Annotated in this window: 23 protein-coding genes; 17 read left to right on the top strand and 6 right to left on the bottom strand. The window is 58.4% G+C overall.

Annotated elements, in window-relative coordinates:
• Positions 1-34 precede the first annotated feature (34 nt).
• From repC to repA, 3 genes are all read right to left on the bottom strand, one after another.
• A complete protein-coding gene (gene repC, locus GF108_RS20230) occupies positions 35-1,252 on the bottom strand; it encodes a plasmid replication protein RepC (protein WP_153670134.1) in 1,218 nt (405 codons plus the stop codon).
• Between the two features lie 155 nt (positions 1,253-1,407).
• Positions 1,408-2,436, bottom strand: a complete 1,029-nt coding sequence (repB, locus tag GF108_RS20225) for a plasmid partitioning protein RepB (RefSeq protein WP_153670133.1) — start codon at positions 2,434-2,436, stop codon at positions 1,408-1,410.
• Complete coding sequence (gene repA, locus GF108_RS20220) at positions 2,436-3,629, bottom strand: plasmid partitioning protein RepA (RefSeq protein ID WP_153670132.1); 1,194 nt, start codon at positions 3,627-3,629, stop codon at positions 2,436-2,438. Before repA ends, repB begins: the two co-directional genes overlap by 1 nt.
• 542 nt (positions 3,630-4,171) lie before the next feature.
• Between repA and GF108_RS20215 the strand changes: the two genes are divergently transcribed.
• Positions 4,172-4,720: a glyoxalase superfamily protein gene (locus tag GF108_RS20215; RefSeq protein WP_153670131.1), complete on the top strand. Its 549-nt coding sequence runs from the start codon at positions 4,172-4,174 to the stop codon at positions 4,718-4,720.
• Here GF108_RS20215 and GF108_RS20210 read toward each other — a convergent pair.
• The 3 genes from GF108_RS20210 to GF108_RS20200 are packed head-to-tail and all read right to left on the bottom strand — an operon-like array spanning position 4,717 to position 8,525.
• Positions 4,717-5,928 (bottom strand): energy transducer TonB, encoded by a 1,212-nt coding sequence (locus GF108_RS20210; RefSeq protein WP_153670130.1) that lies wholly within the window; start codon positions 5,926-5,928, stop codon positions 4,717-4,719. The two genes, GF108_RS20215 and GF108_RS20210, sit on opposite strands and share 4 nt — an antisense overlap.
• A gap of 3 nt (positions 5,929-5,931) precedes the next feature.
• Positions 5,932-6,381: a hypothetical protein gene (locus GF108_RS20205; protein WP_153670129.1), complete on the bottom strand. Its 450-nt coding sequence runs from the start codon at positions 6,379-6,381 to the stop codon at positions 5,932-5,934.
• A gap of 2 nt (positions 6,382-6,383) precedes the next feature.
• The gene (locus tag GF108_RS20200; RefSeq protein WP_153670128.1) at positions 6,384-8,525 is read right to left on the bottom strand and encodes a TonB-dependent hemoglobin/transferrin/lactoferrin family receptor; all 2,142 of its coding nucleotides are present in this window, start codon (positions 8,523-8,525) and stop codon (positions 6,384-6,386) included.
• A 228-nt stretch (positions 8,526-8,753) separates the two neighbouring features.
• On the opposite strand from GF108_RS20200, the gene GF108_RS20195 reads away from it, so the two are divergent.
• The 16 genes from GF108_RS20195 to GF108_RS20120 all read left to right on the top strand — a co-directional run bounded on the left by GF108_RS20195 (position 8,754) and on the right by GF108_RS20120 (position 25,747).
• Positions 8,754-9,815 carry a hemin-degrading factor gene (locus GF108_RS20195; protein ID WP_153670127.1) on the top strand — a complete coding sequence of 354 codons (1,062 nt, stop codon included), beginning with the start codon at positions 8,754-8,756 and terminating at the stop codon, positions 9,813-9,815.
• A 7-nt stretch (positions 9,816-9,822) separates the two neighbouring features.
• Positions 9,823-10,701 carry a hemin ABC transporter substrate-binding protein gene (locus GF108_RS20190; RefSeq protein WP_153670126.1) on the top strand — a complete coding sequence of 293 codons (879 nt, stop codon included), beginning with the start codon at positions 9,823-9,825 and terminating at the stop codon, positions 10,699-10,701.
• 23 nt (positions 10,702-10,724) lie between these two features.
• Complete coding sequence (locus GF108_RS20185; protein WP_153670300.1) at positions 10,725-11,813, top strand: iron ABC transporter permease; 1,089 nt, start codon at positions 10,725-10,727, stop codon at positions 11,811-11,813.
• A gap of 10 nt (positions 11,814-11,823) precedes the next feature.
• Positions 11,824-12,624, top strand: a complete 801-nt coding sequence (locus tag GF108_RS20180; RefSeq protein ID WP_153670125.1) for a heme ABC transporter ATP-binding protein — start codon at positions 11,824-11,826, stop codon at positions 12,622-12,624.
• Positions 12,625-12,853: 229 nt separating this feature from the next.
• Positions 12,854-13,876 carry a LacI family DNA-binding transcriptional regulator gene (locus GF108_RS20175; protein ID WP_153670124.1) on the top strand — a complete coding sequence of 341 codons (1,023 nt, stop codon included), beginning with the start codon at positions 12,854-12,856 and terminating at the stop codon, positions 13,874-13,876.
• A 167-nt stretch (positions 13,877-14,043) separates the two neighbouring features.
• Positions 14,044-15,057 carry an SIS domain-containing protein gene (locus GF108_RS20170; protein WP_153670123.1) on the top strand — a complete coding sequence of 338 codons (1,014 nt, stop codon included), beginning with the start codon at positions 14,044-14,046 and terminating at the stop codon, positions 15,055-15,057.
• 80 nt (positions 15,058-15,137) lie between these two features.
• Positions 15,138-16,463, top strand: coding sequence for an ABC transporter substrate-binding protein (locus GF108_RS20165; RefSeq protein WP_153670122.1), 1,326 nt, complete (start codon positions 15,138-15,140; stop codon positions 16,461-16,463).
• Positions 16,464-16,478: 15 nt separating this feature from the next.
• A complete protein-coding gene (locus GF108_RS20160; RefSeq protein WP_091924305.1) occupies positions 16,479-17,444 on the top strand; it encodes a carbohydrate ABC transporter permease in 966 nt (321 codons plus the stop codon).
• Entirely contained in the window at positions 17,441-18,301 is an 861-nt protein-coding gene (locus GF108_RS20155) for a carbohydrate ABC transporter permease (RefSeq protein ID WP_228020358.1), read from the top strand. The genes GF108_RS20160 and GF108_RS20155 overlap by 4 nt, the downstream gene beginning before the upstream one ends.
• Before the next feature lie 12 nt (positions 18,302-18,313).
• Complete coding sequence (locus GF108_RS20150; RefSeq protein WP_153670121.1) at positions 18,314-19,156, top strand: sugar phosphate isomerase/epimerase; 843 nt, start codon at positions 18,314-18,316, stop codon at positions 19,154-19,156.
• A complete protein-coding gene (locus tag GF108_RS20145) occupies positions 19,156-20,019 on the top strand; it encodes a PfkB family carbohydrate kinase (RefSeq protein ID WP_153670120.1) in 864 nt (287 codons plus the stop codon). The genes GF108_RS20150 and GF108_RS20145 overlap by 1 nt, the downstream gene beginning before the upstream one ends.
• A gap of 62 nt (positions 20,020-20,081) precedes the next feature.
• Positions 20,082-21,425, top strand: a complete 1,344-nt coding sequence (locus tag GF108_RS20140) for an FAD-binding oxidoreductase (protein ID WP_246664043.1) — start codon at positions 20,082-20,084, stop codon at positions 21,423-21,425.
• 31 nt (positions 21,426-21,456) lie between these two features.
• Complete coding sequence (locus GF108_RS20135; protein ID WP_153670118.1) at positions 21,457-22,599, top strand: ABC transporter ATP-binding protein; 1,143 nt, start codon at positions 21,457-21,459, stop codon at positions 22,597-22,599.
• Between the two features lie 95 nt (positions 22,600-22,694).
• Positions 22,695-23,693 carry an ABC transporter substrate-binding protein gene (locus tag GF108_RS20130; RefSeq protein ID WP_153670117.1) on the top strand — a complete coding sequence of 333 codons (999 nt, stop codon included), beginning with the start codon at positions 22,695-22,697 and terminating at the stop codon, positions 23,691-23,693.
• A gap of 15 nt (positions 23,694-23,708) precedes the next feature.
• On the top strand, positions 23,709-24,713 hold the full coding sequence (locus GF108_RS20125) for an iron ABC transporter permease (RefSeq protein WP_153670116.1): 1,005 nt from the start codon (positions 23,709-23,711) through the stop codon (positions 24,711-24,713).
• Positions 24,710-25,747 carry an iron ABC transporter permease gene (locus tag GF108_RS20120; RefSeq protein WP_153670115.1) on the top strand — a complete coding sequence of 346 codons (1,038 nt, stop codon included), beginning with the start codon at positions 24,710-24,712 and terminating at the stop codon, positions 25,745-25,747. The genes GF108_RS20125 and GF108_RS20120 overlap by 4 nt, the downstream gene beginning before the upstream one ends.
• The last annotated feature ends 4 nt before the right edge of the window (positions 25,748-25,751 follow it).

Genomic DNA, 25,751 nt, shown 5'->3' with positions numbered 1-25,751 from the left:
GCCTTCTGGGCGTAAACTAAGGCAACCTCCATCCTCATTCCCCTGCCACCAGCGTCGGGCCTATCCCATTGGCTTTGAGCGCCGCCATCAGCATGGGGCCGACGGTAAACTCCCCTGCCCGCGCCTTCTCCGTCAAGGCCCGCAGATAGCCGCCGGCGGAATTGATGTGCTGGGCCCGTTCGAGGATCAGGGCGATGACGATGGCGGTGTTTTCTTCGCCAAAGACGTCGAGCGCCTCCGCATAGGCCGAGGGCGAAATGCCAAGGTAACCTCGTACCTGCGCCGCCGTCGCCATGAAGCCGCGCCAGTTGTCGATGCCGGCCGCCGCATAGTCGGTAATTTCCGGACACGCCTTCATCACCAGCCCCAATGGATAGGTCTTGGTGACATCCTCGGCCTTCTGCCGGATGGGCTCGGATCTCGCGCCTTGGCTTCTTCTTGAGCCGGGTTCAAAGTCAGATTGAGAGTCGGTATTTGAATTCTGTTGCTGCGGCTCAGTCTGAGACTCATTGCCGCTCGTATTTCTGGTATTAATGTTGTTTTCCAGAAGGATAGCGACTTCCTCATGCAAATCCGCCAATGCAGCGAGGATCGGCTCCAGCGCGGCGAGGACCGCCTGGCGCGGAATGGCCTCGACCAGGGTGCGCAGACGCTGCCACAGCGTCGCCCAGTCGCCTGGGATGGCTTCGGCAATGGCAACCTCGATCAGCTTGGCTATATCGCGGCGATGCAGGGTAATACGCTCACGCACGAGCTTCAGCGCCCGTTTTTCAGCGCGCACACTTTCTGCTGCGGCTTCGATCTCCTCGGCGCGGGCAAGCAGGGGCGCCAGCGAAAAGCCGAAAGCGTCGGTAATCTCCCCTCCCCTGCCCTTGCGCGAATAGCGCTTGCCGTTGGGGCTGTCCTTGCGGGTGATGAGGCCGCATTCGACCAGCGCTGCCAGATGCCGGCGCAGGGTCGCGCTCGCCATGCCGTGCGCGCGCATTGAGAGCTGAGCGTTGGAGGGAAAGACGACGAGCCCGTTAGCGCTGGAAAGTTCATTGTCCGGCAGGAACGACAACAGCGCATTGAGAACGGCAAGCGCCCGATCGCCGATGCCGATGATGTCCTTGCCTTCGCACAGCCAACGATAGATCTGCCATTTGTCGGCCGTCTTGTCCCGATCCACCGTCTGCGCCTGGCGCTGGGCCTCCAACTGGCCAAGCGACATCGCCCGCCGCCCGAAGGGCGTCGTTATGAGATTTCCGAGCATCTCGTTTCACCTTTTCAAAAAGGCAAAAGAACTCAACTCGCCAAAACGACGCCAATGACTCTTGACAGTGATTCGGGGAAATGCGATTCTCAAGTTGCTACAGATGAGAAGGGCTTCCACGACGGCAACGTTTGGGGGCCTTTTTCTTTTGCGGTTTAGTCTCCCGTTGTTTCCTTGGCTGACTTCCTGAAAGCCTCATAGAGATCTCCCAGATTGTCAGCGATCCATTCGGCAAAGCTTGGGCCGTTGCTCGCCTCGAGCGTAACCGTGGCCTTCTTTGCAGTTGTTTTCAGCGTAACGCTGACAGACTTGTCACTTGGAGCCCAAACCTTGGCCGCGGTGGCTGCTCGCGCCTTATCAGGCTTTCGGCTCACGATCTCGACGGCCTTTTGAAAGCGCTGGTCACTGGACATGGCCCGGCAGTTGTCCGCGGACAACAATGCCAACAAGTCCTTGAGCCTTGACTTCGGTGCAAGGTCAGCAAACTCCATCCACCGCCGCCTCCCGACCTCCGGTGCCGCGCCGATTGCCTCAATAAGTTCGATCGGAATTTGCCGTACAACCGAGATCATCTTCGAGAGAGCCGCCTTGTCTACGCCAAGCGCAGCCATTATCGTATCGCGCGAGAACGACCGTTCTTCGAGACGAACCGCAAAGAGGGCCCGCTCGATATAAGAAAGGTTGGTTCGCGCATTATTCTCCTGGCCCTGACTAACCACCAGCTGATCATCGGAAAGCTCCCGGATGACGGCGCGCACCCTGGTGCCCAGTTGCCTGACCGCCGCCAGCCGGCGGTGACCGTAGGCGACTTGGTAGCGCCCTTTATCCTCCGGATGCGGACGCACGAGGATAGGCACTTGCTGGCCGTGGCTCTTGATCTGTTCTACGAGTTCGGCAAGTTCTACCGCATCGATCCCAAGGCGATCGCTGATGAAAGACCCGTCAACGATGGCAGGATCGAGCTCGACGATCGTCTGCCCTTCGGCTAGCTGTTTCTCGATATCCTGCGCACGCTCGAACTTTTGCGTGATGCTGCCGAGCGTCTTTGTGATGCCGCCAATGGGCGTGCTGCGCACGGCAGGCGCGACAAAGCCGGCGAGCGGTCTCGTGGCGGTCATTGGCGTTGCCGTATCCGTTGCGGCACTCTCGGCGGCGGAAACCTCGATGAGGTTCTTGCGGGCCATTATTTCCTCCCCCAGGTAGCGTTGAGGAGACCTTCGATTTCGGAATTGACCGCGTTCAACGACTCCATCGCCCGGTCGTAGGTGCCCCGCGTAAACTGGCTCCGCTCGACCTCGTAGAGCGTCTGCTTGGTCACGCCCGCATCGGAAATGGCGGTCGATTTCAGCATGGGATTGTGTAGCATTCGATTGCCGAAAATCGCCCGCATGAACCCGGTCATCTGGTTCTGCGGCCCATCATTGGGTTCATAGCGCGTTACGAGATAGCGCATCCAATCATAGCTTGTGCGGCCACCTGCCCGCTCTACCACGGCCATCATCTCGCTGGTCATGGCCAGAAACTGCGACATGGACATCACGTCGAGCATTTGTGGATGTACGGTAATCAAGACCGACGTTGCTGCGCACAGCGCGGACATCGTCAGGAAGCCGAGTTGTGGCGGGCAATCGATGATGACGACGTCGTAAAGGCTTTCAATGTCGGCGAGCACCTCGCCTATGCGCGCGAAGAACATCGTCTCCGCCGATCCCGATGTGATCGCGCGTGGCGTTTCGTGCTCGAACTCCATGAGTTCCAGATTGCCCGGCACGATATGGAGGTTTTGTGTATATGTGGCCCGCACGATCTCTGCGATCGGTCGCGGGTCCTCATAGCGTATCGCACCGTAGAGCGTTTCGCCCTCGCCCACATCGAGTTCCGGTTGATGGCCGAAGAGCGCTGACAGCGAAGCCTGGGGATCGAGATCCACCGCCAGAACACGCTGGCCGCGCAGCGCGAGATATTGCGCCAGATGCGCAGAGGTCGTCGTCTTGGCCGATCCACCCTTGAAGTTCATCACCGCGATGACCTGCAGCTTTTCTCCAGGCCGCCGGTTGGGTACGTATTTTTGCGATCCGTTCTTTTCGTCGAGGGAGCGCCGGATCCGCTCCATATCGGCTGGCGTATACATCCGCCTGCCGTTTGCAAGGGGTTCCGGTCCGTGTCCTTCCGAGGCCACCTGCCGCAGATAGCCTTCACCAATACCGATATAGTAGGCGGCCTCCGCCGGCGTGAACTGCCGGATGCTTTTCTGGGACGTGGGCGAGAATATCTTCTGCTGATGAAGCTGAAGCTGGCGTGACAATTCCAGCGAATCCGCGGACAACATCGATGGCAGGTGCTCCTGCTCGCCGCTTTGGATTGGTGTCTGTAACATCGGTGATCCTCGAACTGCGCAATTGACGAAACTTTAGCTCAAACTGCGCAGTTACAATATGGCCCGATTCGTAAAGAATTCACAAACATTTAACCATGGCGCGAATTGGCTGCCCAAGCGGCTGTTGTCCGCGGACAACTTTGGTAATTTAAAGCCACCTGCATCCCTTTTGAGTTAGGCCCCGGAACTGCCGCAGCCTTACGATAGGGGAGGGGAGATCGTCGTCGCCATAACGCCTGGTATAGAGCCAGCATCCCTCGTTCTTCGCACTGGAAATATACCCTCCACAGTCAACAGCCAGCCACACGGATAGCCACGTTCTCCTCTCAAGAAATATTGCGGGAAATTCATTCCCGCCCCTGACAATTGCGATTTCCTTCACTAAAGTGGCTCTCAAGGCTGAAGGTGCGCCTGCCGTCCGCACTCCAGAAATGGAGCATGGTGAACGCCTTCGCATAATGTTTCCTGACCTTCCAAACGTCGGGCGAAATTATCTGCAACGCGGGCACGGGTATGAATTTCGCCAGATGAAAGGAAACGTTATGCGTGATTACCGCAATGCGAAAGCTATGGCGAAAGTGCTGAAAGATGCATTCGCCGAACGCGAACAGGCCATCAAACAAAGCGAAGCACTCGAGATTGTGGCCCGGCAGTTTGGCCTGGCGAACTGGAACATCCTTGCCGCGCGGATCGATGGCGTAGCAGAGAACAGTGCCATCGCCTTTGAACAGGCTGTCCCTATCGTCAGAATATTCGACGTGGCGAAGGCGCACGAGTTCTATCTGGGGTTCCTGGGCTTCAAGGTCGATTGGGAACATCGCTACGGCGACAACTTTCCGCTTTACACACAAATCTCCCGCGGCGGCCTGCGGCTACACCTGTCCGAACATGCAGGCGATGCAACGCCGGGCGGCAACATGGTCATCTACATGAAGGGAATACGAACGTTCCACGCGGAGCTTTCAGCAAAAAACTACCGCTACATGAAGCCTGGACTTCATGACGAGGGCACTCGGCTTGAACTCGAGGTGACCGACCCCTTCAACAATCACATGCGATTCATGGAAGTGAAGGACGCGCAATCCACTTAACCGCCAAAGGCGAGGGGAATGTCAAACGCCCAGCTCGAGCGTTTGGCGTCGGCGGGGATCGGAGGGAAGGGCGCAGCACGCCTGACTGTCTCAATCCCCGCCCGATCGACGGCGGGATTGCCAGAACTGCGGCCGACCGCAACGCTCGATACGCTGCCATTATTGGCGACGACGAAGGAAACGATCAACTCACCGCGCAATCGCCCCTGGCGGCGCAAAGCGCGCCGAAGCTTCGACGTCACCGTACCCGGATAGTTTGATACCGCCGCATTTCCCTCAACGGTGGACTTTCCTTTGGCGTTGCCATCAGAACTTTTGTCGCCATCGTTCTTGCCGTCGGCAACGCCGACGCGCGCTGTGCGCTCATTCGAGCCCTTACGCCCCTGTGCTGCTAGCGGCTTGGCGGGCTTAGCCGGCTTTGCTTCGCTCTGCGTCTTTGCCGTTCGCTGCACGGGTTTTTGAACCGGGGCAGGGTCGGTCTTCTCGACGATGTGCGGCGCTTCCGCCGGACGCTCGGCAGGCTCTTCAACCGGCTGGACTGAATCGGTCTTAACATCCGCCGCCTGCGTTACCGGGGCGACGCTGCCGTGTTCAGACGGAACCTGCACCGCAAGCACTTCAAATGCGTCAGCGGGTGCAACGATTGCTGGCGTCTCCTCGACAGCCGTGACATTTTCTGCCGGTTCAACAGGCATAATCGCTTCCGCAGGTACCGGTGTCTCAATTGGGGCGTCGCTTGCGGCAGGGGAGGGCGCTACTTCGACATTTTCCACCGGTATCGGGATTGGTGCCTGCATCGATATCAGTGTGACATTGGTCGCATCAGGGAGTTGATCCGGCTCACCTGAGCTGTTCATGTCGACCGCGCCGTCGCCAAGCAAAGACGCCATGGTCTGCTGGCTTCCCGCGATCAGGACTTCGTCTGCGATGAAGCCGACCATGAAGAGTGCCAGCGCGGCATGAAAGCCGCACGACAGAAGAAGCTTGCGATACCAGCTTGTTGCGACAGGCACCGGCGTGCTTGACAGGCTTTCGCCTGCGGTGGCATCCGGCGAAAGATCCATCGCCGACGCGCCCGGCAGTCGTTGATGCTCTTCGGGATGCGCGTAGGAGAGGAGCAGACTGGTATCAGAGACAAGATGCAGCGCTGGCGGCTCCGCCAACCTGACAGGCTGGGGTTCGGAACGAAATGCCAGCGCGTAGGCCATCACTCAGCTCCCGAACTGCACCGATGATTTGGTGACGGGCTTCAACTGCCGGATACAGGCTTTCGGGTCGATCCCCGCGCCGGAGCACTCCGTTGCATCGTTGATGAGGACACGCGTCACCTTTGTACAGTCCGTGTCGCCGAGATCGAAGCGCCGCACCTTGGTCTTGCCTTCGGGGAGATCCTTGAAGTCAAGGACCGTAATGCGGTCGACGACGTTCGCTTCGTTGAACAGCGCGATCTCGAACGCCGCCTTATCGAGCGGTGCTTTGAGGTTATTGCTGACGACGAAGGTAAGGCGGCAGCCCTTTTCGGAGGGCTGCAGCGCATTCAATTCCAGAGTCAGGGCTGGCGCCGGGGTGGACTCTTCCCCCGACGCCAGCCCTGTTGCGGCAAGAAGTGATATGGCTGTAACAGCGGTCATGCTAAAGCCAAGACTTGCTGCAAATTTCATGGTTACCATCCAAATTGTTTGGCCAAGGTGAGTTTGAAGGTCCGGCCCTTGGCATCTGTGCCGGACAGATTCTCGCGATATTGCCGATCGAAGATGTTCTCGACAGCGAAGCGGGCTTCGAAACCGGCATATTTGCCGTCCGCGGGCTTCCAGCTCGTGAAGATGTCGTGAACGCCGTAGCCCGGTGTCGGCTGGCCGGTGAAGCCTGTATCGGTGTGGGCGGCGAATTGGCCGCGCCAGCCATACTCCACGCCGTAATCGACCATCCGGCCGCCAACCGTCATCGTCAGTTGCTGCGCGGGGATCGTTGTCAGCGGAGCACCCGTCTGCTCGTCCTCGCCCTTTATGTTGCTGTAGGCGAGGCGAGTGAAGAAGACCTCAGCGTCATAGGACCCTTCGACTTCAACGCCATAAATTTTCGCTTCGGCGATGTTAACGTAGTAGGTGACGGGCAAGCGGCTGCGGTTGTTTGGATTGGTGCTGATGAGGTTGCGGATCTGGTTGTAGAACCCGGTGGTCTTCAGTTGCAACGTATCGCCGGCCCGCATCAGATCGTAACCGGCGACAGAAAAGCCGGCTTCGTAATTGTTCGACGTCTCCTTCTCGAGATCCAGGCTGGCAGTGCGACCGCCAGGATAGGTCCCGCGTCCAGGGCCGGACGTTGAGTAGAACTCATCAATGGTCGGGAACCGTTCCGTGTGGGCCACCGACCCGAACACCGAGAAGCTGTCGTTGAACTTATAAAGCGCTGCAAGCTTCGGCGAAATTGCATCATCCGAGGTGTCTTCGGCACTGGCGATACTTTCGCCCGGCGATGTATCGCGGTAGTCATAACGGATGCCGGGGATCAAGGTCAGCTTTTCCCGCCACACGAATTCGTCCTGGGCGTAGAACCCGTACTTGTTCTCGGTTCCCTCAGGATGGAACAGAATCGGTCCAGGCCTGACACCGCCGAGCGATTCGGCATCGCGATCCTGACGGCTGATTTGCGTGCCGATCGTCAGGTAGTTCTCGAAATCGTCAGCCTTGTACTCAAAGGTATTTTCGAGACGAGCCTGCAACGTCTGGTACGAATAATCCGAATCGTCGAACAGCTGGTCGGGCATCCCTATTCCCGAGGCATTGGTCTGTTCGTTCGCCGTGTCCGAATAGGAGAGTTCGAACTTGAGATTGAGCCATGGATTGTCGCTGGCGGGATTCTCGTACCTGAACACGGCCGTCTGGTCAGTCACCTTGCGATCGACCGTTCCAAAATCAAAATTGTCAGTCTGTGAATAGGCCTGATCGTCGCCGCTGCCCTGCCAGCGCTGATAGGAAAGGCGGATGGTCTGTTCGTTCCCATCACCGAAACGATAGGTGCCTTTCGCCAGACCCGACCAGGATTCGAAATTCGAACCCTGGATCGTGTCACCATCGCCGTCCTTGTAATCGTCGCCCTGGCGATAATTGCCCATCCCGAGGAATTCGAAATTCTCGTTCAGGCGCGTCGCATAAATGGTCGAGCCTAGAATGCCCGTACCATTGGAATCATAGGCGCTCTTTACGCGCACGGCGTTGTTCTGACCGTTGACGAGAAAATCTGCTGCGTCTTTCGTCGTCAGATTGATGACGCCGCCGAGCGCTCCAGAACCGTAGAGGGTTGACGAAGCCGGGCCGCGCAGGACCTCGACCTGCTTGTAAAGCTCGGGATCGCTGAAAAAGGATCCCATGCGGTACTGCTCGTAGAATTTGGGTGTGCCATCGACATTGATGATGATCTTCGATTCGTCCGCCGCTGCAGCTCCGCCGATGCCGCGGATGTTGAACGCCTCGCCAAAAATGCGGTCACTGCCGATGGCGGTGACACCGGGCACGTCGCGCAACGTATCGCCGATCGTCGTCGGCTGGTCCTGATCCATCTGTTCCTGATCGACCACGGTAACAGCCTGCGGCGTATCGATCGCGATCTTGTCAACGCCGGCGCCAATCACCAGTCGCTGCAGCAGCGTCACGCGCCCCTTCTTTGCAGCTTCACCCTCGGGCTGTTGCGCCCCCGGTTGTACGTTTGCCGTGGCCTGCTGCGCCCCCGCAACCGTCGAGCCAATCATTACCATCAGCGCCGCTCCGCCGAGCAGAGCAGCTGTATTCCGTGCAATAAGCCCCATAATTACCCATTCTCTCCAGAGTCTGAATGCTGGCTGGCTTAAAGGCGCTCTTGAAAAAGCTCATTGCTCGCTTGCAAACGATTGTTTCTAGAAGGTCATTTCAAATCTTGACTGGTTACTCTTCTTTGTGTTGAGTAATAAAGGTGACTATCAGAGTCAAGTTTGAAAAATGGCATTTTTGCCCGCATCAGACTTTCATTCGAGAACAAACACCAAGGGGCGCTCGCTATGGCTGAACCAGTAAAATGTACTCCCGAAACCATTCGGCAAGCTCGTGCTGAAAATCCGAAAATGCGCGAGCGCGACCTTGCGCAGCAACTCGGCGTCTCGGAAGCCGATCTCGTCGCTGCCTATTGCGGAATCAGCGTCGTGCGCATCAGCCCGCGCATCGAGATGTTTCTGACCGACATTGCTTCGCTCGGCGAAGTTATGGCGCTTACCCGTAACGAAAGCGCCGTGCATGAGAAGATCGGAACTTACGAAAACGCCCATGTCAGCAAACATGCCAGCATGGTTCTCGGCGAACAGATCGACATGCGAATCTTCCAGGGCCATTGGGCCCATGGTTTTGCAGTTGCCAAAGAAGACGAGGACGGTAGCGTGCGCCGCAGCCTGCAATTCTTCGACGCAGCAGGCGAAGCAATACACAAGATTCATTTGCGGCCTGCTTCCAGCCTCGAGGCGTATGAAGAGCTGGTCGCCAAGCTGCGCCTCGACGACCAGTCGCAGAGGATCGAACTGACTTCATTGCCCGAAATCGAGGAAAAGAAACTGGCGATCGAAGAACTCGACGCCGCCAGCCTGCGTGATCGATGGGAGAAAATGCGCGACGTCCACGAATTCTTCGGCATATTGCGGTCGTTGAGCATGACGCGCCACCAGGCGGTGCAAGTCATCGGCGACGATTTCGCTTGGCGTCTCGACGGGCAGACGGTGACCACGATGCTGCACCAGGCGGCCAAGGGCGAAATGCCGATCATGTGCTTTATCGGCAATCGCGGTTGCATTCAAATTCACAGCGGACCGGTCAAGGCGGTCAAGCCTATGGGGCCCTGGATCAACATCCTCGACGAGACGTTCCACATGCATCTGCGGACCGATCATATCGCCGAAGTATGGGCCGTACGTAAGCCGACCAAAGATGGCCACGTCACATCCCTGGAGGCTTACGATGCGAAAGGCGCGTTGATCGTGCAGTTTTTCGGCAAGCGGGCCGAAGGATCGGGCGAACGCAGCGACTGGCGCGACCTCGTAGAAAATCTTCCCACCCTCATGCATGCGGCGGCGTGAGGCGATCATGACACTCAGAACAATTGTCTGCGCCGGCTTCCTTTTGGCAACGCTTGGCGTGCCAAGCCAGGCCGAAGAGGTTACTGGAGCGTTGCCCGACGCGAGCCGTATTGTGTCGATCGGCGACTCGATCACCGAGATCATCTATGCGCTGGGCGAAGAGTCGCGGCTCGTCGGCAGGGACTCGACGAGTACGTTCCCTGATGCAGCAAACAAGCTCCCCGACATCGGTTATATGCGCGCACTGTCTCCCGAGGGCGTGCTCTCGATCAATCCGACGGCAATTATCGCCGTCGAAGGCAGCGGACCAAACGAGACGATCGATGTCCTGAAGAAGGCGAGCGTTCCCATGGTCTCCGTGCCCGAGAGCTATTCGGGCCTGGGCATTGTCGCCAAAGTCGAGGTCGTCGGCAAAGCCCTCGGAGCCGAGGCCAAAGCGAAAGCGCTTGCCGGCGAACTCGAAAAGAAGCTCGCATCAGCCGCGGCGGAGACCAAGGATATTCAGGAGCGCAAACGCGTCCTGTTCATCCTCAGCGCGCAGGGCGGCAAGATCATGAGCTCCGGCTCCAAGACGGCTGCCAACGGGATCATCGAACTTGCAGGCGCCGAGAATGCGATTACTGGCGTCGAGGGCTACAAGCCGCTCACCGACGAGGCGATCATTACCGCAAAACCGGATGTCATTCTCGTCATGGACAGGGGAGGGGATCATGCGGCCGCCAACGCTGACCTCCTTGCCAACAAGGCCATTGCCGCGACACCGGCCGGCGCTTCGAAATCGATTATACGCATGAACGGGCAATATCTCCTCGGTTTCGGTCCACGCACACCCAACGCCGTGCATGACCTTGCCAAGGCAATTTATGGCGACAAACTCAGCCAATGAGCGAAGCCTTGACCACAAAACTCATGGGGCGGCGCCAGACATCGGCGAGGCACCTCGCCGATGGCGATCGATCCCATCTGGCAAGGGCAGTCATCGTCATCTTGTGTGGCTGCCTTCTGGTTTCCATGGCGTTCAGCCTTACGGCCGGCGCATCGGATGCGTCTGCTCTTTCCGTGCTCTCCGGTTTGTTCTCCGCTTCTCAGGACAATCTGGACGCAGTATCGCTCCGCGACCGGATCATCGTCTACGACATCAGATTGCCGCGGGTCATCCTTGGCGCACTGATCGGTGCTTCGCTGGCGGTGTCAGGGGCGGTCATGCAGGGCCTCTTCCGCAATCCGCTCGCCGATCCCGGCATTGTCGGGGTCTCGGCTGGCGCAGGACTCGGGGCGGTTAGCATGATCGTGCTTGGCGGCACGGCGCTCGCGCCCCTGATCGCATTCTTCGGCAGTTACGCCCTGCCGCTTGCGGCGTTTGCAGGCGCCTTGAGCTTCACCGCGATTCTCTACCGAGTTGCCACCCGGCGCGGGCAAACGTCGATTGCAACGATGCTGCTCGCCGGCATCGCGCTTGGCGCCATGGCTGGCGCCTACATGGGCATACTGGTCTATGTTGCCGATGACAGGCAGTTGCGTGATCTCACCTTCTGGGGGCTTGGTTCCCTTGCCGGCGCCAGTTGGATCAAGATCGCGGCAGCCGGACCGTTCATCATCGCCTCGCTTCTTGCCTCCCCGTTCCTCGCGCAAGGCCTGAACGGGCTCGCCCTTGGGGAAGCCTCCGCCGGCCACCTCGGCATTCCGGTGCAGAGGCTGAAGTATATCGCAATCGTAACAGTCGCCGCGGCGACCGGCGCATCCGTTGCAGTCAGCGGCGGCATCGGCTTCGTAGGGATTGTCGTACCGCATCTCCTGCGCATCGTTATCGGCCCGGATCACCGCTACCTCCTGCCCGCCGCGGCGCTGCTCGGCGCATGCATGCTGCTGCTTGCCGATACGGTGAGCCGGACGATCGTTGCCCCGTCGGAACTGCCGATAGGCATTGTCACCGCCGCTGTTGGAGCACCATTCTTCCTCTGGATATTGCTGCGCAGGCGCGGCATCCTTGATCTCTAGGACCCGCACAATGGCGAATTCCCATTTCATTGACGTGAGCGACGTAACTGTCTTCCTTGGCCGCAAAAAGATCATCGACGGCGCTGCTTTCACGGCTGAAGCCGGAAAATTCACCGTCGTCGTAGGGCCGAACGGATCGGGTAAGACGACTTTGCTTCGGGCGATGGCGGGCGACCTGCCATTTACGGGCCGCATCAGCCTCAACGGTACACCGATCGACAGGATGAAACCCTGGCAGATGGCTGCCGCGCGCGCCATCCTGCCGCAAGCCACCTCGCTCTCATTTCCGTTCACCGTCCGGGAAATCGTCAAGCTGGGAGTGATCGCCGGTCGTACCGGTGCAGGGCCGGCAAGGGATCTGCCGGATCTTGCCCTGGACCTTGTGGACCTCGCCGGCTTCGGCGGCCGGTTCTACCAGGAGCTCTCAGGCGGCGAGCAACAGCGCGTGCAACTTGCCCGTGTTCTCTGCCAGGTCTGGCAACCCGTGCTTGACGGACAGCCGCGTTTTCTCTTCCTCGATGAGCCGGTGTCGAGCCTGGACATCAAGCATCAGTTGATCATCATGCGGATCGCGCGCGACTTTGCTGAACGCGGGGGAGGGGTCGTTGCGATCCTGCATGATCTCAATCTCACCGCGATGTATGGCGACAAGGTTGTTATCATGAATCGCGGTCATACCGATTGCGTCGGCACGCCGTCTGAGGTGCTCACGGATGAGCGCATCTTACGGGTCTATGATTGTGCGCTGAAGGTCGGCGCATTTCCGGCGCCGGGCACGCCGTTTGTCCTGCCGCATTCTGTATTGTCCTGAATAGTAGCCGCAAGCCAGGGCGGAACGTCGTGCTCAGGCAGCACCCGGGCAAAACCGTCCCCGCCGCAAAAGGCAGACATTTCACAGCATAGGCTATTTCAGGTTGCATGAAGCGGAGACTCGCTCTCCCTTCGATGCCGAATTCTATCGCGCCCCGCCTATGCTAACCGGCATCCCGAGGATAAAAGGGGCGAAAGCGGCGCACTATTCGTGCTTCGAGAAGGTTGAAATGGCTCAGAAACCAGCGACGTTGAAGGATGTGGCAGCTTTTGCGAACGTCTCCCGTGCGACGGCTGCTCGTGCGCTCAACAGCTATGGTTACGTTGGCGATGAGACCGCGCAGCGCGTCCAGGAAGCGGCGGAAAAGCTCGGTTACAGGGGCAATCGCCTGGCACAGGCGCTGCGCAACGGCCAATTGCCGATCATCGGGTGCATTCTCGGTGACATTCAGAATCCATTTTTCGCCCGGATCGCGCACGATATCGAGGCTTTGGCGCGCCAAAGCCGGTACAATCTCATTATCGGGAGCAGCGAAGAGCAACTGGAACAGGAAGTCTCCTTGCTGGCGAGCCTGCAATCCCTGAGTATTCGAGGCTTCATCGTCGCGCCGACATCGGACGAGAACAACATCCATCTTAAGCGCCTGATCGAGGAAAACGTCCCGCTGGTGCTGATCGACCGTGTTGTGCAAGGAATCGATTGCGACAGTGTCGTCGTCGATAATGAAGGCGGAGCGCGCAAGGCCATCGAATACCTGATCGCCATGGGCCACCGACGCATCGGCCTTCTCCAGGACGATACGCGCATCTTCACGTCGCGCGCACGCCTGAGCGGCTATCAAAGCGCGCTTGTTGCCGCAGGCATCGATCCGGACGACAGGATGATTTCCGTATCCCAATCGACCGTCGAACACGCAATCGATGCGACCATTCGACTGTTCAGCCAGAAATCGCCACCGACTGCACTCTTCACCGTCGACAGTTTGATGACCCAAGGCGCGCTATTGGCATTTCGTTCGATGGGAATCTCCATCCCGCATGACGTGTCGCTCATCGGATTCGACGACTTCAACCTGGCGACATTTACCGATCCGCAGATCACAGTCGTTGCACAGCCGGTGTCGGAAATCGGCCTTGCAGCAGCCCGGCTCCTTTTTGAACGGCTCTCCGGACATAACCGCCAGACAAGACAAATTCGCTTTGAAACCAAGCTGTTGGTCAGAGGTTCGGTGAGCCGTCGACAGGACGTTTGAGCCAGACCGCGCTTCTCAGCAAAAAAATCCCCCAACCCACTTGTCAGCGTGAAATTCTTGTGCGCTAAATATGTGTGAGATCGATCTCACATTGTCTTAACGAACATTCGCGCAAGACGGTACCTCGCTCTCCAGCGGTGTTGATATGCGCAAACGGGAAGGTTCTAATGCTCAACTTCGATAAAGATCGCTTTGTGAAGATACAAAGTGGCGCAGTCGCAATCGCCGATGACGTGCGCGCCCTGGTGCGCAAGCTGCTCGACGATGGCCTCGAACGGATTTTCTTCATGGGCACGGGCGGCGTGCAGTTTCTGACGCAGCCGGCGATCGAACTTGCCCGCAACGGAACTGTTTTCCCGGTCTCCGCGGCATTTCCGGCGCAGGTCGTTCTCGAAGCGCCGGCTGGCCTTGATGAACGGGCGCTCGTCATTCTTCCGTCGCTATCGGGAACAACCAAGGAAAGCGTCCAGCTTATGGCTTTCCTGAAGGAGCGCGGCGTCAAGACGCTTTCCCTCACCGGGCACAAGAACACGCCTTTGGGTCTCGATGCGGACTACAATTTCACCAACTTCGCCGAAGACGATACATCCTCAGAATCGTTCTACCTGCAAACTCTCCTGATCGTTCTCGCCCTGCTGGCCGAGCGCGGTGAATTTGCGGACTTCGATGCGACTGTGGCAGAGCTTAAGAAGCTGCCGGAATTGCTCGTTTCGGTGAAGGAAGATTACGAGGCCGGCGCTGCCGCGCTCGCCCAGGAAATCAAGGACGAGCCTTATCACATCTTCACCGGCGCGGGTTCGGTCTGGCCGGAAGCGCATTATTACGGGATGTGCATCCTGGAGGAAATGCAGTGGATCCGCACACGTCCGGTACATGCGTCCGATTTCTTCCACGGCACGCTGGAGTTGGTCGAACCCGGTGTCAGCCTGTTCATCTTCAAGGGTGAGGATGCCTGCCGCCCACTGACCGATCGCGTCGAAAACTTCGCAAAACGCTATACCGACAAGGTTCGGGTTCTGGACGCAGCCGCTGTCAAGCTGCCGGGAATTTCCGAAAACACGCGCAAGCTGATCTCTCCGATCATCCTCGCCACCATGCTGGAGCGTCTGAGCGCCCATCTCGAAGTTTTGCGCGACCATCCGCTGACAACGCGCCGCTACTACAAGCGCGTCGAATACTGAGATTGTCCCGATCCGATCACGTCGGATCGGGATTGATTCATTCACAGAAACGAAAGATCAAAAAAGAGAGGAACTGCGAAATGAAAAGCACCACGTTTTTAAGCACGACGAGTCTCGCTTCTTTCATGGCGGCCGGATTGATTGCTGGCAGCGCAAATGTCGCGCTGGCAAAAGACCCGGTCGTCGCGGATCCGGATGCAAAAGTTGAATATTCGGGCACGCTCAGCATTCTCACCAAGTTCGGTCTGCAGCAGCTTTCTCCGTTTTTCGTCGATGCCGCCAAGGAATACGAAAAGCTTCATCCGGGCGTCAAAGTCGAGCTTATCCAGGAGAGCGACGACAGCGTGAAGGGCAAGACGAAGGCTCTCGTTGCGTCCAATTCCTTGCCTGATATCTATTTCTCCTGGACCGGCAGCTGGGGCGAAAACTTCGTCCGCGGCAATCGCGCGGTCGACCTCAGCAAGGTGATCGGTCCCGATACCGCCTGGGGCAAGCAACTTGCCGGCGCCGCAGTCAGCGCCTTCCAGTACAATGGCAAGCTCTATGGCATCCCCCTCTATCTCGATGCCAAGTTCATGGGCTACAGCAAGCCGCTGTTCGAAAAAGCCGGCGTTTCCGAGCCCAAGACCTTCGATGAATTGCTGAGCGCCTGCGCGGCACTGCGCAAGTCGGGCGTGACACCGATCTCCTTCGGCAACAAGGAAGGCTGGCCGGCGGTTCATTATGCCGGACAGCTGCTCTCCTATAACGTGCCGCAAGCGACGCTCGAGAAGGATTTCACGCCGGCCACGGCCGACTACTCCGATCCGGGCTATGTGCTGAGCCTGACCCAGTTCAAGCAGCTGATCGATGAATGTTCGGATGGTTCCGGGACGAACGGCTCGTCCTATGCATCGGCGCTGCAGCAGTTCTCCAATGCCAAGTCGGCGATGTATTATCAGGAAATCATCGAGTTCGATCAGAGCACTGCCGACGGCGCCTTGAAGCGGGACGATTTCGGCTACTTCAAACTGCCGGCACCGAAGGACGCGAAGGGCGACGTGAAGTCGATCGAAGGCGCGCCGGAAGGTTACATGATCAATGCCGCTTCGAAGAACATTCCTCTTGCCATCGACTTCATGAAGTTCGTCACTTCTGCGGATAATGGCAAGGTCCTGTCGGCTCCGCCTTATGGCCAGCCGAGTGCGACAGTCGGAGGATATTCCGCCGATACTATGAACCCGGCGGTCGTCGGTGGCCTGAAGGTTATCGCAGACTCTTCCTATCTCATGCCCTGGCTCGATACGGCCAACCCACCACGCGTGGCGGCTGCCTGGCTTTCGGGCCTGCAGGCACTCATCGGCGGCTCGCAGACTCCCGAGCAGGTCATGGAACAGGTGAAGAAAGCTGCGGCTTCTTCAAAGTAAGAAAGCTCTCAGACAATGACTGTCGTGAAGCATGACTATAAGGGTGAAGCCGCCGCGATCGGCTTCACCCTGCGGAGGAAAGCCGGGAATGATCAGACCAGCCCGTTGTCCGGCTTGCTGTCGTTCCGCTGGGTGCTGGTCGCATTCGTTCTGATCCTTTGGTTTGTCTATTATCCAATCATCGACAACTTCATCGTCAGCACGAAGAACCAGGATATTTTCACCGGCGAAACCGCCTTTGTCGGCCTCGACAACTATCGCCGGCTCCAGAGCGATCCGATCGTCTGGACCGCGATCCTCAACAACACGCTTTATGCGGTCATCTCGATTGTTTTTCAGGTATTCGGCGCATTCGTGCTCGCCGCGCTCATCGAGGGTCTCGACAACGAAAGATGGCGCAGGTTCTGGCGCGCCGTCTATTTCATCCCCTCGGCGATTTCGATCACAGTGACCGGCCTGCTGTTCTACTTCATCTACCAGCCGGACATCGGTCTGCTTGATTCCTTTCTCACACAGATTGGCCTCGGGAATTGGTCGCGGGCGTGGCTCGGCGAAGAGCACACGGCGATCTATGCGATCATAGCCATGAGCCAATGGCAGGGTTTCGGCTATTCGACGCTGCTGTTCGGCATTGCGATCCAGAAGATACCGCGCGAACTCTACGATGCGGCGATCATGGACGGGGCAGGCACCTGGCGGCGGCTGTGGAACATCACCATGCCTCTGACACGAGAGATGACGGGCCTGATGGTCATTGTCACGATCACCGGCGCCTTCCAGGTTTTCAACGAGGTCATGGTCATGACGGCCGGCGGTCCGAACAATTCCAGCCAGGTGCTTGGAACCTGGCTCTATCAACAGGGCTTCATCGAAAACGACTTTGGATATGGCGCCGCCGTGGCGACCGTGATCTTCGTCATCACCTTGCTGACCGGCTTCGCCCAGCTCTGGTACACAAGGAAGCGGAGGGTGCATCTGTGAGCGTCACCCTTCAATCCCCAGAGCGGGAACCGGTCGATTTCGTTCAAATGTTGGCAAAGGTCTGCCTTGTCACCTTTCTTGTCAGCCTCGGCGTCATCGTCATCTATCCATTGATCTGGATGGCCCTGAACGGCTTCAAGAGCAACTCGGAGATCTTCGGCAATCCATTTGCGCTTCCGACCAGCTTTACAATCGGAAACTATATTTCTGCCTGGAACCAGGGCATCCGTAATTACATCGCGACGAGCATAATCGTGACGCTTGGTTCCGCCATCTGCACCGTTCTCGTAAGCGCGTGGACCGCATACGGCCTGACCCGGTCAAGCCTGCCAGGGAAGCCTTATTTCGTAGGCATCGTGCTTGGCGGTCTCATGCTGAGCCCGACTGTCGCGGTAATCCCGCTGGTGCGCATGATGCAGGATCTCGGCCTCTACAACACCTATTGGGCGTTGATCATTCTTTATACAGCCTTCCGCATCCCGTTCACGACCTTTCTCATTCGCGCCTACATGCTCGGACTCCCACGCGATCTCGATGAAGCAGCGATCATGGACGGCGCGACCGAGGGACAGATCTTCTGGAAGGTGATCCTGCCGCTGTGCAAGCCGATACTTGTATCCTGTGTCATCCTGCATGTGCTCTTCGCCTGGAATGAATATCTCTTCGCGATGATTTTCACGAGCGGCGCAGACTTGCAGACACTGCCTGTCGGCCTGACATCGATCATGGCGAAACACGGAACCAATTACGCCATCGTCTTCGCTGCGATGACATTGTCAGCACTTCCCATCGTCATCGTTTTCTTCGCCGCGCAGCGCTTCTTCATCCGGGGTCTTGCCGAAGGCATCGGCAAATAAGGGGAGCTGGAAATGTTGAGACGTGAACAACTCATCGGAGCGAATTTCTCCTTTCAGCACCACCCGTTCCGCTGGGTCGCGGAGCAGCTGCGCCGCATGGGATTCAGCCGCATGGAGCTGTGGGGAATTGCTCCCCACCTCGACCTCTTCAACGATAGCAATTCTCGCCCGAGGGAAGTGAAGGCCGTCCTGCTCGACAATCAGCTTTCGGTTCACTGCTTCACGCCGGAACAGGTGCTCTATCCCATCAACATCGCATCGGGCGACGACACCTATCGCGAGAAGAGTGTGGAGCGCTTTCTCCATGCTGCCGATATTTGTGCTGAACTTGGTGCGAAATACCTGTTTCTGACACCGGGCCGTGGGTTCGAAAGTGAAAGCCGCGAGCGCGCATGGGCTCGCTCGATCGAGTCAGTCAACACGATTGCCCGGCACGCCAAAAGCAACGGGGTTGCCTGTCTTCTGGAACCCCTGCAACGTACCGAGAGCAATATCGTCAACAACGCGGATGATCTCTTTGCCTTCTGGCGCGAGCTCGACGTAGATAATGTCGACGTCGTTCTCGATATCGTGGCCATGGCAACGGCGAAGGACAGCGTCGGCGCCTACGTCGAGAAGTTCGGCGAGCGCCTTTCCCATGTTCACATCGTTGACGGGACGCCGGCCGGCCACCTGGTCTGGGGCGATGGCACCCTGCCATTGCACGACTATCTCGCCGAACTCGATAAGAGTTCCTTTACAGGAACGCTCACCTTCGAACCGTTCGGCAATGGATCTTATGCGCTCGATCCCGTTTCGGCCTGGCAACGCTGTCTGACCGCGATTGCTCCTCTTCTTGACCGTGCGGAGCAATGATGCAGAACGCCAGTCCAACGCTGATTGCTGTCGGCGACAATTGCCTTGATGCCTACCTGACCAAAGGCTTCGTCACGGTAGGAGGAAATGCGCTCAATGTCGCGGTTCAATGGCAACGACAGGGCCACAATGCGCGCTATTTCGGCGCCCTCGGCCATGATGAAGAAGCCGGAATCATGCTCGACGAGATCGAGCGTGTCGGCCTCGCTCCGCGCGACGTGGAACTGCTGACGGGGAGTTCCGCGGTAACCCTCCTTGCCGACGATGCCGGCGAGCGGCGTTTCCTGCTCGAGTCCCTCGGCGTCGGGGCAGGCTATTTTCCGAAAGGCGAACATTATGCTGCGCTGCTGCGGGCCGACTGGGTCCATCTCGGCACAAATGCGAGCGAAGAGCTGCTGCGCCGGCTTGTAGCGGATGGCGTAAGGTTCAGCGTCGACCTGTCGACACGACACTTCGATTTGCCGCTGGATAATGTACCGCTGGTTTTTGCGTCAGGTCCAGACGATCCGGACGAACCGGTCAAGCCGCTCATCGAAAAGTTTAAGCGAGCAGGGGCCCGCGAAGTCGTGGTCACATGCGGCAAGCGCGGCTCCTTCTACGATAATGGCAGCGCTCTGTTCTTCGCGGATTCCGTCCCGGTAGCTGTCGTTGATACCTGCGGCGCCGGCGACAGCTTCATCGCAACATTCATCGTTAGCCGCTTTCTTGAAGGCTGCTCGGAGGAAACCGCGCTCAATCGTTCGGCCGTGCGGGCTGCGGAAACCTGTACGCATCTCGGCGGGTTTCCGCAGGCGATCCTGCCTATACCGCAATGGCTTCTCGACAAATACGACAGCGTCATCCGTATGGCGCAAAGGGCTTGAGCATGAGCAGCATCAAAATGAGACCGCCGGTTGCGGCCCCAAGAGGAGACCGGTCCTTTTGGTTGCAGAGCATTGCCGCCGATGCCGCAACGACACCGCTCAAGGGCAGCGAGACGTGCGATATTGCGATCGTCGGCGGTGGTTACGCCGGTCTGTGGACTGCGCTGCGGATAAAGGAGCATGCGCCCGAGACGCGCGTTACGATCCTCGAAGCTGATTTTTGCGGGTCGGGCGCTTCGGGCCGCAATGGGGGGCAAGTCCACACCTGGTTCGCCGAGATCGACATGCTACGGGATCTCGTCGGTACTGAAGACGCGCTCATGTTGTGCCGCGCTACTGCCGACGCCATCGATGAACTCAAGACCTTGCAGGATTCCGGCACGATCGACATGGATTTGCGACTGGACGGCTGGTTGTGGACGGCAAGTTCCGCCGCCCAGGAAGGGGCGTGGTCGAAGGCCTATGATCTCACCGGGTCATTGGGCGAGAAGCGATTTCGGACCCTTGACCGGGCCGACATGCTGAAGCGGACCGGTTCTTCCGCGTCCTACCTTGGCATCGTGGAAGACCGGGCAGGGACGGTCCAGCCGGCAAAGCTGGCGCTGGGTTTGCGCCAGCTTGCAATCTCGAAAGGCGTCATTATTCACGAACAGAGTCCGGTTCTGGAGATCGTACCCGGGGCACAACCGCAACTGCGCACGGCTCAGGGTACGTTGTCTGCCAAGAAGATCGTCCTAGCTGCCAACGCATGGCTTTCGGCGATTCCGGAACTGCACCCCTATCTTTATGTAGTCAGCAGTCAGCTCATCGCAACCGCGCCTGCTGCCGACATACTGGACGGTATCGGTTGGGTCGACGGTGCATCGATCTGCGATGCCCAACACCACGTGCTCTACTACCAGCGCACCCCTTCAGGCCGGGTGATCTTCGGCCGGGGAACTGGCGGCATCGCGTATCAGGACCGCATCGGCTCCAGCTTCAACCGGAGCGGAGACAAGGGTTCAGACAATATCCGCGAGCTGCACCGCGTCTATCCGCAACTTAAAGAAGTTGAGGTGCAATATGACTGGAGCGGCCCAATCGACTGTACTGCCCAGCATCTGCCGGTTTTCGATCATCTGAAAAACCATCGGAACATCTTCTACGCTGTCGGTTTCAACGGTACCGGGATTGCCCAGACGCCAGTTGCCGGCCGCATCATGGCAAGCCTCGTTTTGGGACGCGACGACAAGTGGAGCAGGTGCGGGCTGGTCGGCATTGGCCGCCGGACGAAGCTGCCGCCCGAACCGTTGCGCTATGTCGGTGCGAAGATCGTCAGGCGCGCCATTCGCCGCAAGAATGACGTGGAAATTCTCAATCAGAAGCCGGATCGGATCACGCGATTCCTGGCCAATCTTGCTCCCTGAGTGATGGGAAGCAAATATAAGGAACGGAACGATGGCTGACTTGTCGCTGAGAAACATACGTAAGTCATACTCCAATCTGGAGGTCCTTCACGGCATCGATCTCGACATTAAATCGGGTGAGTTCATCGTTTTTGTGGGCCCCTCGGGCTGTGGAAAATCGACACTGCTTCGCTCGATTGCCGGGTTGGAAACGATTACATCCGGCGACCTCATCATTGACGGCGCGCGGATCAACAATGTAGCGCCGTCCAAGCGCGGCATTTCCATGGTGTTCCAGTCCTACGCCCTGTACCCGCACATGACTGTCTTCGAGAATATGGCCTTCGGTCTGCGCATAGCCGGGCTGCCCAAAGCCGAAATCGAAAAACGTGTGCGCAATGCAGCGAGCATCCTTCAGCTCGACAGTTATTTGCAGCGGCTGCCGAAGGCTCTTTCCGGCGGACAGCGGCAGCGTGTTGCCATCGGCCGCGCCATCGTACGCGATCCGCGCGTGTTTCTCTTCGATGAACCATTGTCCAATCTCGATGCGGCGCTGCGCGTGGCGACCCGGATCGAGATTGCGAAGCTGAAGCAGAGCATGCCGGACGTCACCATGATCTACGTGACACATGACCAGGTCGAGGCCATGACTTTGGCCGACCGCATCGTCGTCTTCAAAGACGGAAACATCGAGCAGGTTGGAACGCCGATCGAGCTCTACAAAAATCCAGCCAATCTTTTCGTTGCGCAGTTCATCGGGTCGCCGTCGATGAACATATTGGAGGGGAAACTCGAAAAAGACTTGTCGGGCTCCGCGAAATGCAAGCTGGATTGCGGGGTCGCTCTAGATCTTGGTGTGCTGCCCGCTGGCGTTTCTGCTGGGGATCGGCTCAGCATCGGTATTCGTCCTGAAAATACACAGATCGCGGATGCAAAAACGAATGGCCCCGTGTTTACCGGTACCATCGATTTTGTCGAACACCTCGGCGAAGTACAAATTCTCTATGTCGATATGCCGGGCTCTGATCGAAAATATCTCATCAAGGTAGACGGTACCGGCACCTACGCCAGGACGGACAAGATCCGCTTTACCGCGCGAGCGCAAGACGTCCACATTTTCGATGCCAATGGCGCTGCTATCGCGCGCTTGTCACAAGCCGGCGTCCAAAAGCAAAGCGAATACGGGATGCAATGAAACCCCGCTTTTGACGCGAGCGACTGATGGCAGGGCCCGAGGTGGTCCGCTGCCATTAGACTTAAATATGATTGTGAAACTCCTCTTTGCGGTTTATGAAAATTCAAACCAGCAAGGAGGCTTTCGTGGCAAGGATCTTATTCAAGCGCGCGCGCGCGCTCGGTATCGTGGCGTTATTGGCTTCAGGCAGCGCCTTCGCTGCCGATCCGGGCAAAGTGTCGATTGTCGATGATCGCGGCGTCACGGTGGAAGTACCTGCACAACCGAAGCGCATCGCCTCGATCTCCTACTTCGCCGATGACATCGCGCTGGCCCTCGGCGTCAAGCCGGTCGCAAGCACATATATGACAGCGGGCCGCGAACCGGATTTCTTGCTTGGCCTGACCTCGCAGATGAAGCGGATCGGACAGCGCGCCAAACCGAACCTTGAACTACTTTCCGAAGCAAAGCCCGACCTCATCATCGCAATCCGCCGCTATACCGTCGGCAACGCCGCGCAGTTGCAGGGCATAGCGCCCTATGTGGCGTACAACATGGAGTTGCTCGACGAAAGCTATAAGGAAGTTGCCGAGATTTCGAAGCTGCTCGGCCAGCCCGAGCGGGGCGAGCAACTGAATGCCGACTTCCGCAAGAACCTGGCCGAATTCGCAGCCAAGGCACCGAAGGGTGTCCATCCGCGCTTCATGATCATGTGGGGCGGAGCAACGCCGTTTGCGTTCCATACCGAAAACACATCCGCCTCCATCGTGGCGGCTATCGGGGGCGACAATATCGCCGGCCCGAAGTCGCCGGGCGGCGAGTTCGGTATCGATCTCAGTCTCGAGACCATGCTGGAGAAAGATCCGGAGGTCATCTTCGTCTATGATTCCGGGCCGGACCGCCCCCACGAAAGCAATCCGATCTGGTCGCAGCTCTCAGCCGTCAAGAACAACCGGGTTTTCTATGTCGGTGACCAGTGGGTCGAAACAAATGGTCCGATCGCCCGCGAGATCGTTTTGAGGGAAGCGGCGCACTATCTCTATCCGGACACCTTCCCGGCCGTCGATGTCCGTGCGGAAGCGGCAAAGATCATTCCCGCGACCGTTCAGGACTGACGGCCAGTCCGACGAATGAGCCCAAGCCGATCATTGCTGCTCATTGGGCTTATCGTGCTGGCCTGCCTGGCGACGATCGCCGTCGGTTTGCTGGTTGGCGCAAAAACACTTTCGGTCGCGACCATTTTCCATGTTCTCATCGCGCCCGATGGCAAGATCGATTCAATCCTCGTGTGGACGCTGCGGCTGCCGCGAAGCCTGACGGCCGCCGCCGGCGGTGCGGGGCTCGCCGTTTCAGGCTACCTGTTGCAGACGCTGACGCGCAATCCGCTGGCCGATCCCGGCATTACCGGCGCGACGGCCGGAGCCGTTGCGCCGATCGTTTGTTGCTTTGTGTTCGTGCCGTGGCTCTCCCCGGTTTATTACCCGGTCATCGGGCTCCTGGGCGGGCTCGCGGCTTCTTCCGTGACGTTCTGGGTTTCACGCGGCGGGCAGGGGCGTCCGCTGCAACTGGCACTTGGCGGTGTAAGCGTTTCCCTGTTTCTCGGGGCGATAACCACATATGTCCTGTTGCTGACGGGGCCGCAGGCCGCGTCACTGCTATTCTGGCTATCGGGCGGGTTTCAGGGAAGGACCTGGACACATCTCATGCATATGCTTCCCTGGACGGTAACCGGTATCGTCGGGGCACTCGTTTTTCGTCGTGTGATCGGAATGTTCATGCTGAGCGACCATGCCGCTGCCGGAATGGGCCTGCAGCTTGGTCTCTGGAAGCCGGTCATTCTCATTCTGGCGATTATCCCGGTCGCAGGCATCGCGCCGATCGCCGGTCCGGTTGCGTTTGTCGGCCTTGCGGCACCTCACATTGCGCGCCTTCTCAGACCAGGCGGGACTGGCTGGGACATCGGGTTGAGCGCGGCCATCGGTGCGCTCATCGTCACCTTTGCCGATGTTGTTGGACGCAGCATCGCCGTCCCGCGGGAATTGCCGGTCGGGATAATCACGGCGCTGATCGGCGGCCCTATCTTCATCTACCTTGTCCAGCGCGGCCGGCTCAATCTTTCGGGCGCGGAGAGATGAGTGCAGTTGCCTCCACGCGAGCGGGCTCGAACGCCGGCTGGATCGTTTTCGCTCTGGTCGCCGTTACCGCAGCTTCGATCGTCGCAGCGACGTTGCTGGGCGTCGCCGATATTTCCCACAAGGACATCATGGCTGTCCTGAAGGGCAACGGATCCGATGAGGCCCGGGCGATCATCCTCGATATCAGACTTCCACGCATTGTAACCGGCGCGTTGGCAGGAATTCATTTCGCGTTGGCGGGGTTCCTTCTCCAAGCGATCACACGCAACCCGCTTGCGGACCCATCACTGATGGGAATCTCGCAAGGGGCCACGCTGTCGGTAACGACTTTCCTGATGTTCACCGTCTATATCTTCCAACCGGGCTCGAACACGCTTGCAGAGTTGCCGGTGGCTTGGCTTCCGGCGGCGGGGCTCGCCGGGGGACTGCTTGCAGGCGGCATCATCTATCTGCTGGCGTTTCGCCTCGGTCTCAGCGCCATGCGGATCACGCTCTGCGGCGTGGCGGTCGGCGCAGTGTTGCATGCGATAGCCATCGGCCTTATTGCAGGATGGGGCTCGGCGCGTATCGAAATCATTCTGGAATGGTTGTCCGGAAGCCTTTATGCCCGGACCTGGGACCATGCGCTCTTCCTTCTGCCCTTCACAGTTGCCGGCCTGGCGATGCTTCCGATCATCTATCGGCCGCTGCGCCTCCTGCATTTCGATGCAGCGGTGGCGCAGTCGTTCGGGCTTGCCTATCGCCGCCAGTTTTCCATCGTTCTCGTCGTTGCTTGCATGCTCGCCTCAAGCGCCGTCGGAGCTGTCGGGCCGCTTGTCTTTGTTGGCCTGATCGTGCCTCATATGGCAAAATTCATTGCCGGCCGAAACTTTGTGCTGTCGCTGGCGCTAACGATAGGCCTCGGCGCTATTGTCGTCACGCTTGGCGATCTGATCGGGCGTTTGCTCGGACAGGCCGAGGAAATTCCCATCGGGGTTGTCACCGCCATTGTCGGCGTTCCCTTACTTCTAGCCTTGTTGCGCAAAACCACGTGAGAAC

The sequence above is a fragment of the Phyllobacterium sp. SYP-B3895 genome, from assembly GCF_009647635.1.
Lineage (GTDB): Bacteria > Pseudomonadota > Alphaproteobacteria > Rhizobiales > Rhizobiaceae > Phyllobacterium > Phyllobacterium pellucidum.
This window is presented reverse-complemented; position numbering and strand designations above follow the sequence as displayed.

Excerpts from the sequence above, each read along its gene's own strand:
- repC (WP_153670134.1), bottom strand. The coding sequence starts at position 1,252 with ATGCTCGGAAATCTCATAACGACGCCCTTCGGGCGGCGGGCGATGTCG.
- repB (WP_153670133.1), bottom strand. The coding sequence starts at position 2,436 with ATGGCCCGCAAGAACCTCATCGAGGTTTCCGCCGCCGAGAGTGCCGCA.
- repA (WP_153670132.1), bottom strand. The coding sequence starts at position 3,629 with ATGTTACAGACACCAATCCAAAGCGGCGAGCAGGAGCACCTGCCATCG.
- GF108_RS20215 (WP_153670131.1), top strand. The coding sequence starts at position 4,172 with ATGCGTGATTACCGCAATGCGAAAGCTATGGCGAAAGTGCTGAAAGAT.
- GF108_RS20210 (WP_153670130.1), bottom strand. The coding sequence starts at position 5,928 with ATGGCCTACGCGCTGGCATTTCGTTCCGAACCCCAGCCTGTCAGGTTG.
- GF108_RS20205 (WP_153670129.1), bottom strand. The coding sequence starts at position 6,381 with ATGAAATTTGCAGCAAGTCTTGGCTTTAGCATGACCGCTGTTACAGCC.
- GF108_RS20200 (WP_153670128.1), bottom strand. The coding sequence starts at position 8,525 with ATGGGGCTTATTGCACGGAATACAGCTGCTCTGCTCGGCGGAGCGGCG.
- GF108_RS20195 (WP_153670127.1), top strand. The coding sequence starts at position 8,754 with ATGGCTGAACCAGTAAAATGTACTCCCGAAACCATTCGGCAAGCTCGT.
- GF108_RS20190 (WP_153670126.1), top strand. The coding sequence starts at position 9,823 with ATGACACTCAGAACAATTGTCTGCGCCGGCTTCCTTTTGGCAACGCTT.
- GF108_RS20185 (WP_153670300.1), top strand. The coding sequence starts at position 10,725 with ATGGGGCGGCGCCAGACATCGGCGAGGCACCTCGCCGATGGCGATCGA.
- GF108_RS20180 (WP_153670125.1), top strand. The coding sequence starts at position 11,824 with ATGGCGAATTCCCATTTCATTGACGTGAGCGACGTAACTGTCTTCCTT.
- GF108_RS20175 (WP_153670124.1), top strand. The coding sequence starts at position 12,854 with ATGGCTCAGAAACCAGCGACGTTGAAGGATGTGGCAGCTTTTGCGAAC.
- GF108_RS20170 (WP_153670123.1), top strand. The coding sequence starts at position 14,044 with ATGCTCAACTTCGATAAAGATCGCTTTGTGAAGATACAAAGTGGCGCA.
- GF108_RS20165 (WP_153670122.1), top strand. The coding sequence starts at position 15,138 with ATGAAAAGCACCACGTTTTTAAGCACGACGAGTCTCGCTTCTTTCATG.
- GF108_RS20160 (WP_091924305.1), top strand. The coding sequence starts at position 16,479 with ATGACTGTCGTGAAGCATGACTATAAGGGTGAAGCCGCCGCGATCGGC.
- GF108_RS20150 (WP_153670121.1), top strand. The coding sequence starts at position 18,314 with ATGTTGAGACGTGAACAACTCATCGGAGCGAATTTCTCCTTTCAGCAC.
- GF108_RS20145 (WP_153670120.1), top strand. The coding sequence starts at position 19,156 with ATGCAGAACGCCAGTCCAACGCTGATTGCTGTCGGCGACAATTGCCTT.
- GF108_RS20135 (WP_153670118.1), top strand. The coding sequence starts at position 21,457 with ATGGCTGACTTGTCGCTGAGAAACATACGTAAGTCATACTCCAATCTG.
- GF108_RS20130 (WP_153670117.1), top strand. The coding sequence starts at position 22,695 with ATGAAAATTCAAACCAGCAAGGAGGCTTTCGTGGCAAGGATCTTATTC.
- GF108_RS20125 (WP_153670116.1), top strand. The coding sequence starts at position 23,709 with ATGAGCCCAAGCCGATCATTGCTGCTCATTGGGCTTATCGTGCTGGCC.
- GF108_RS20120 (WP_153670115.1), top strand. The coding sequence starts at position 24,710 with ATGAGTGCAGTTGCCTCCACGCGAGCGGGCTCGAACGCCGGCTGGATC.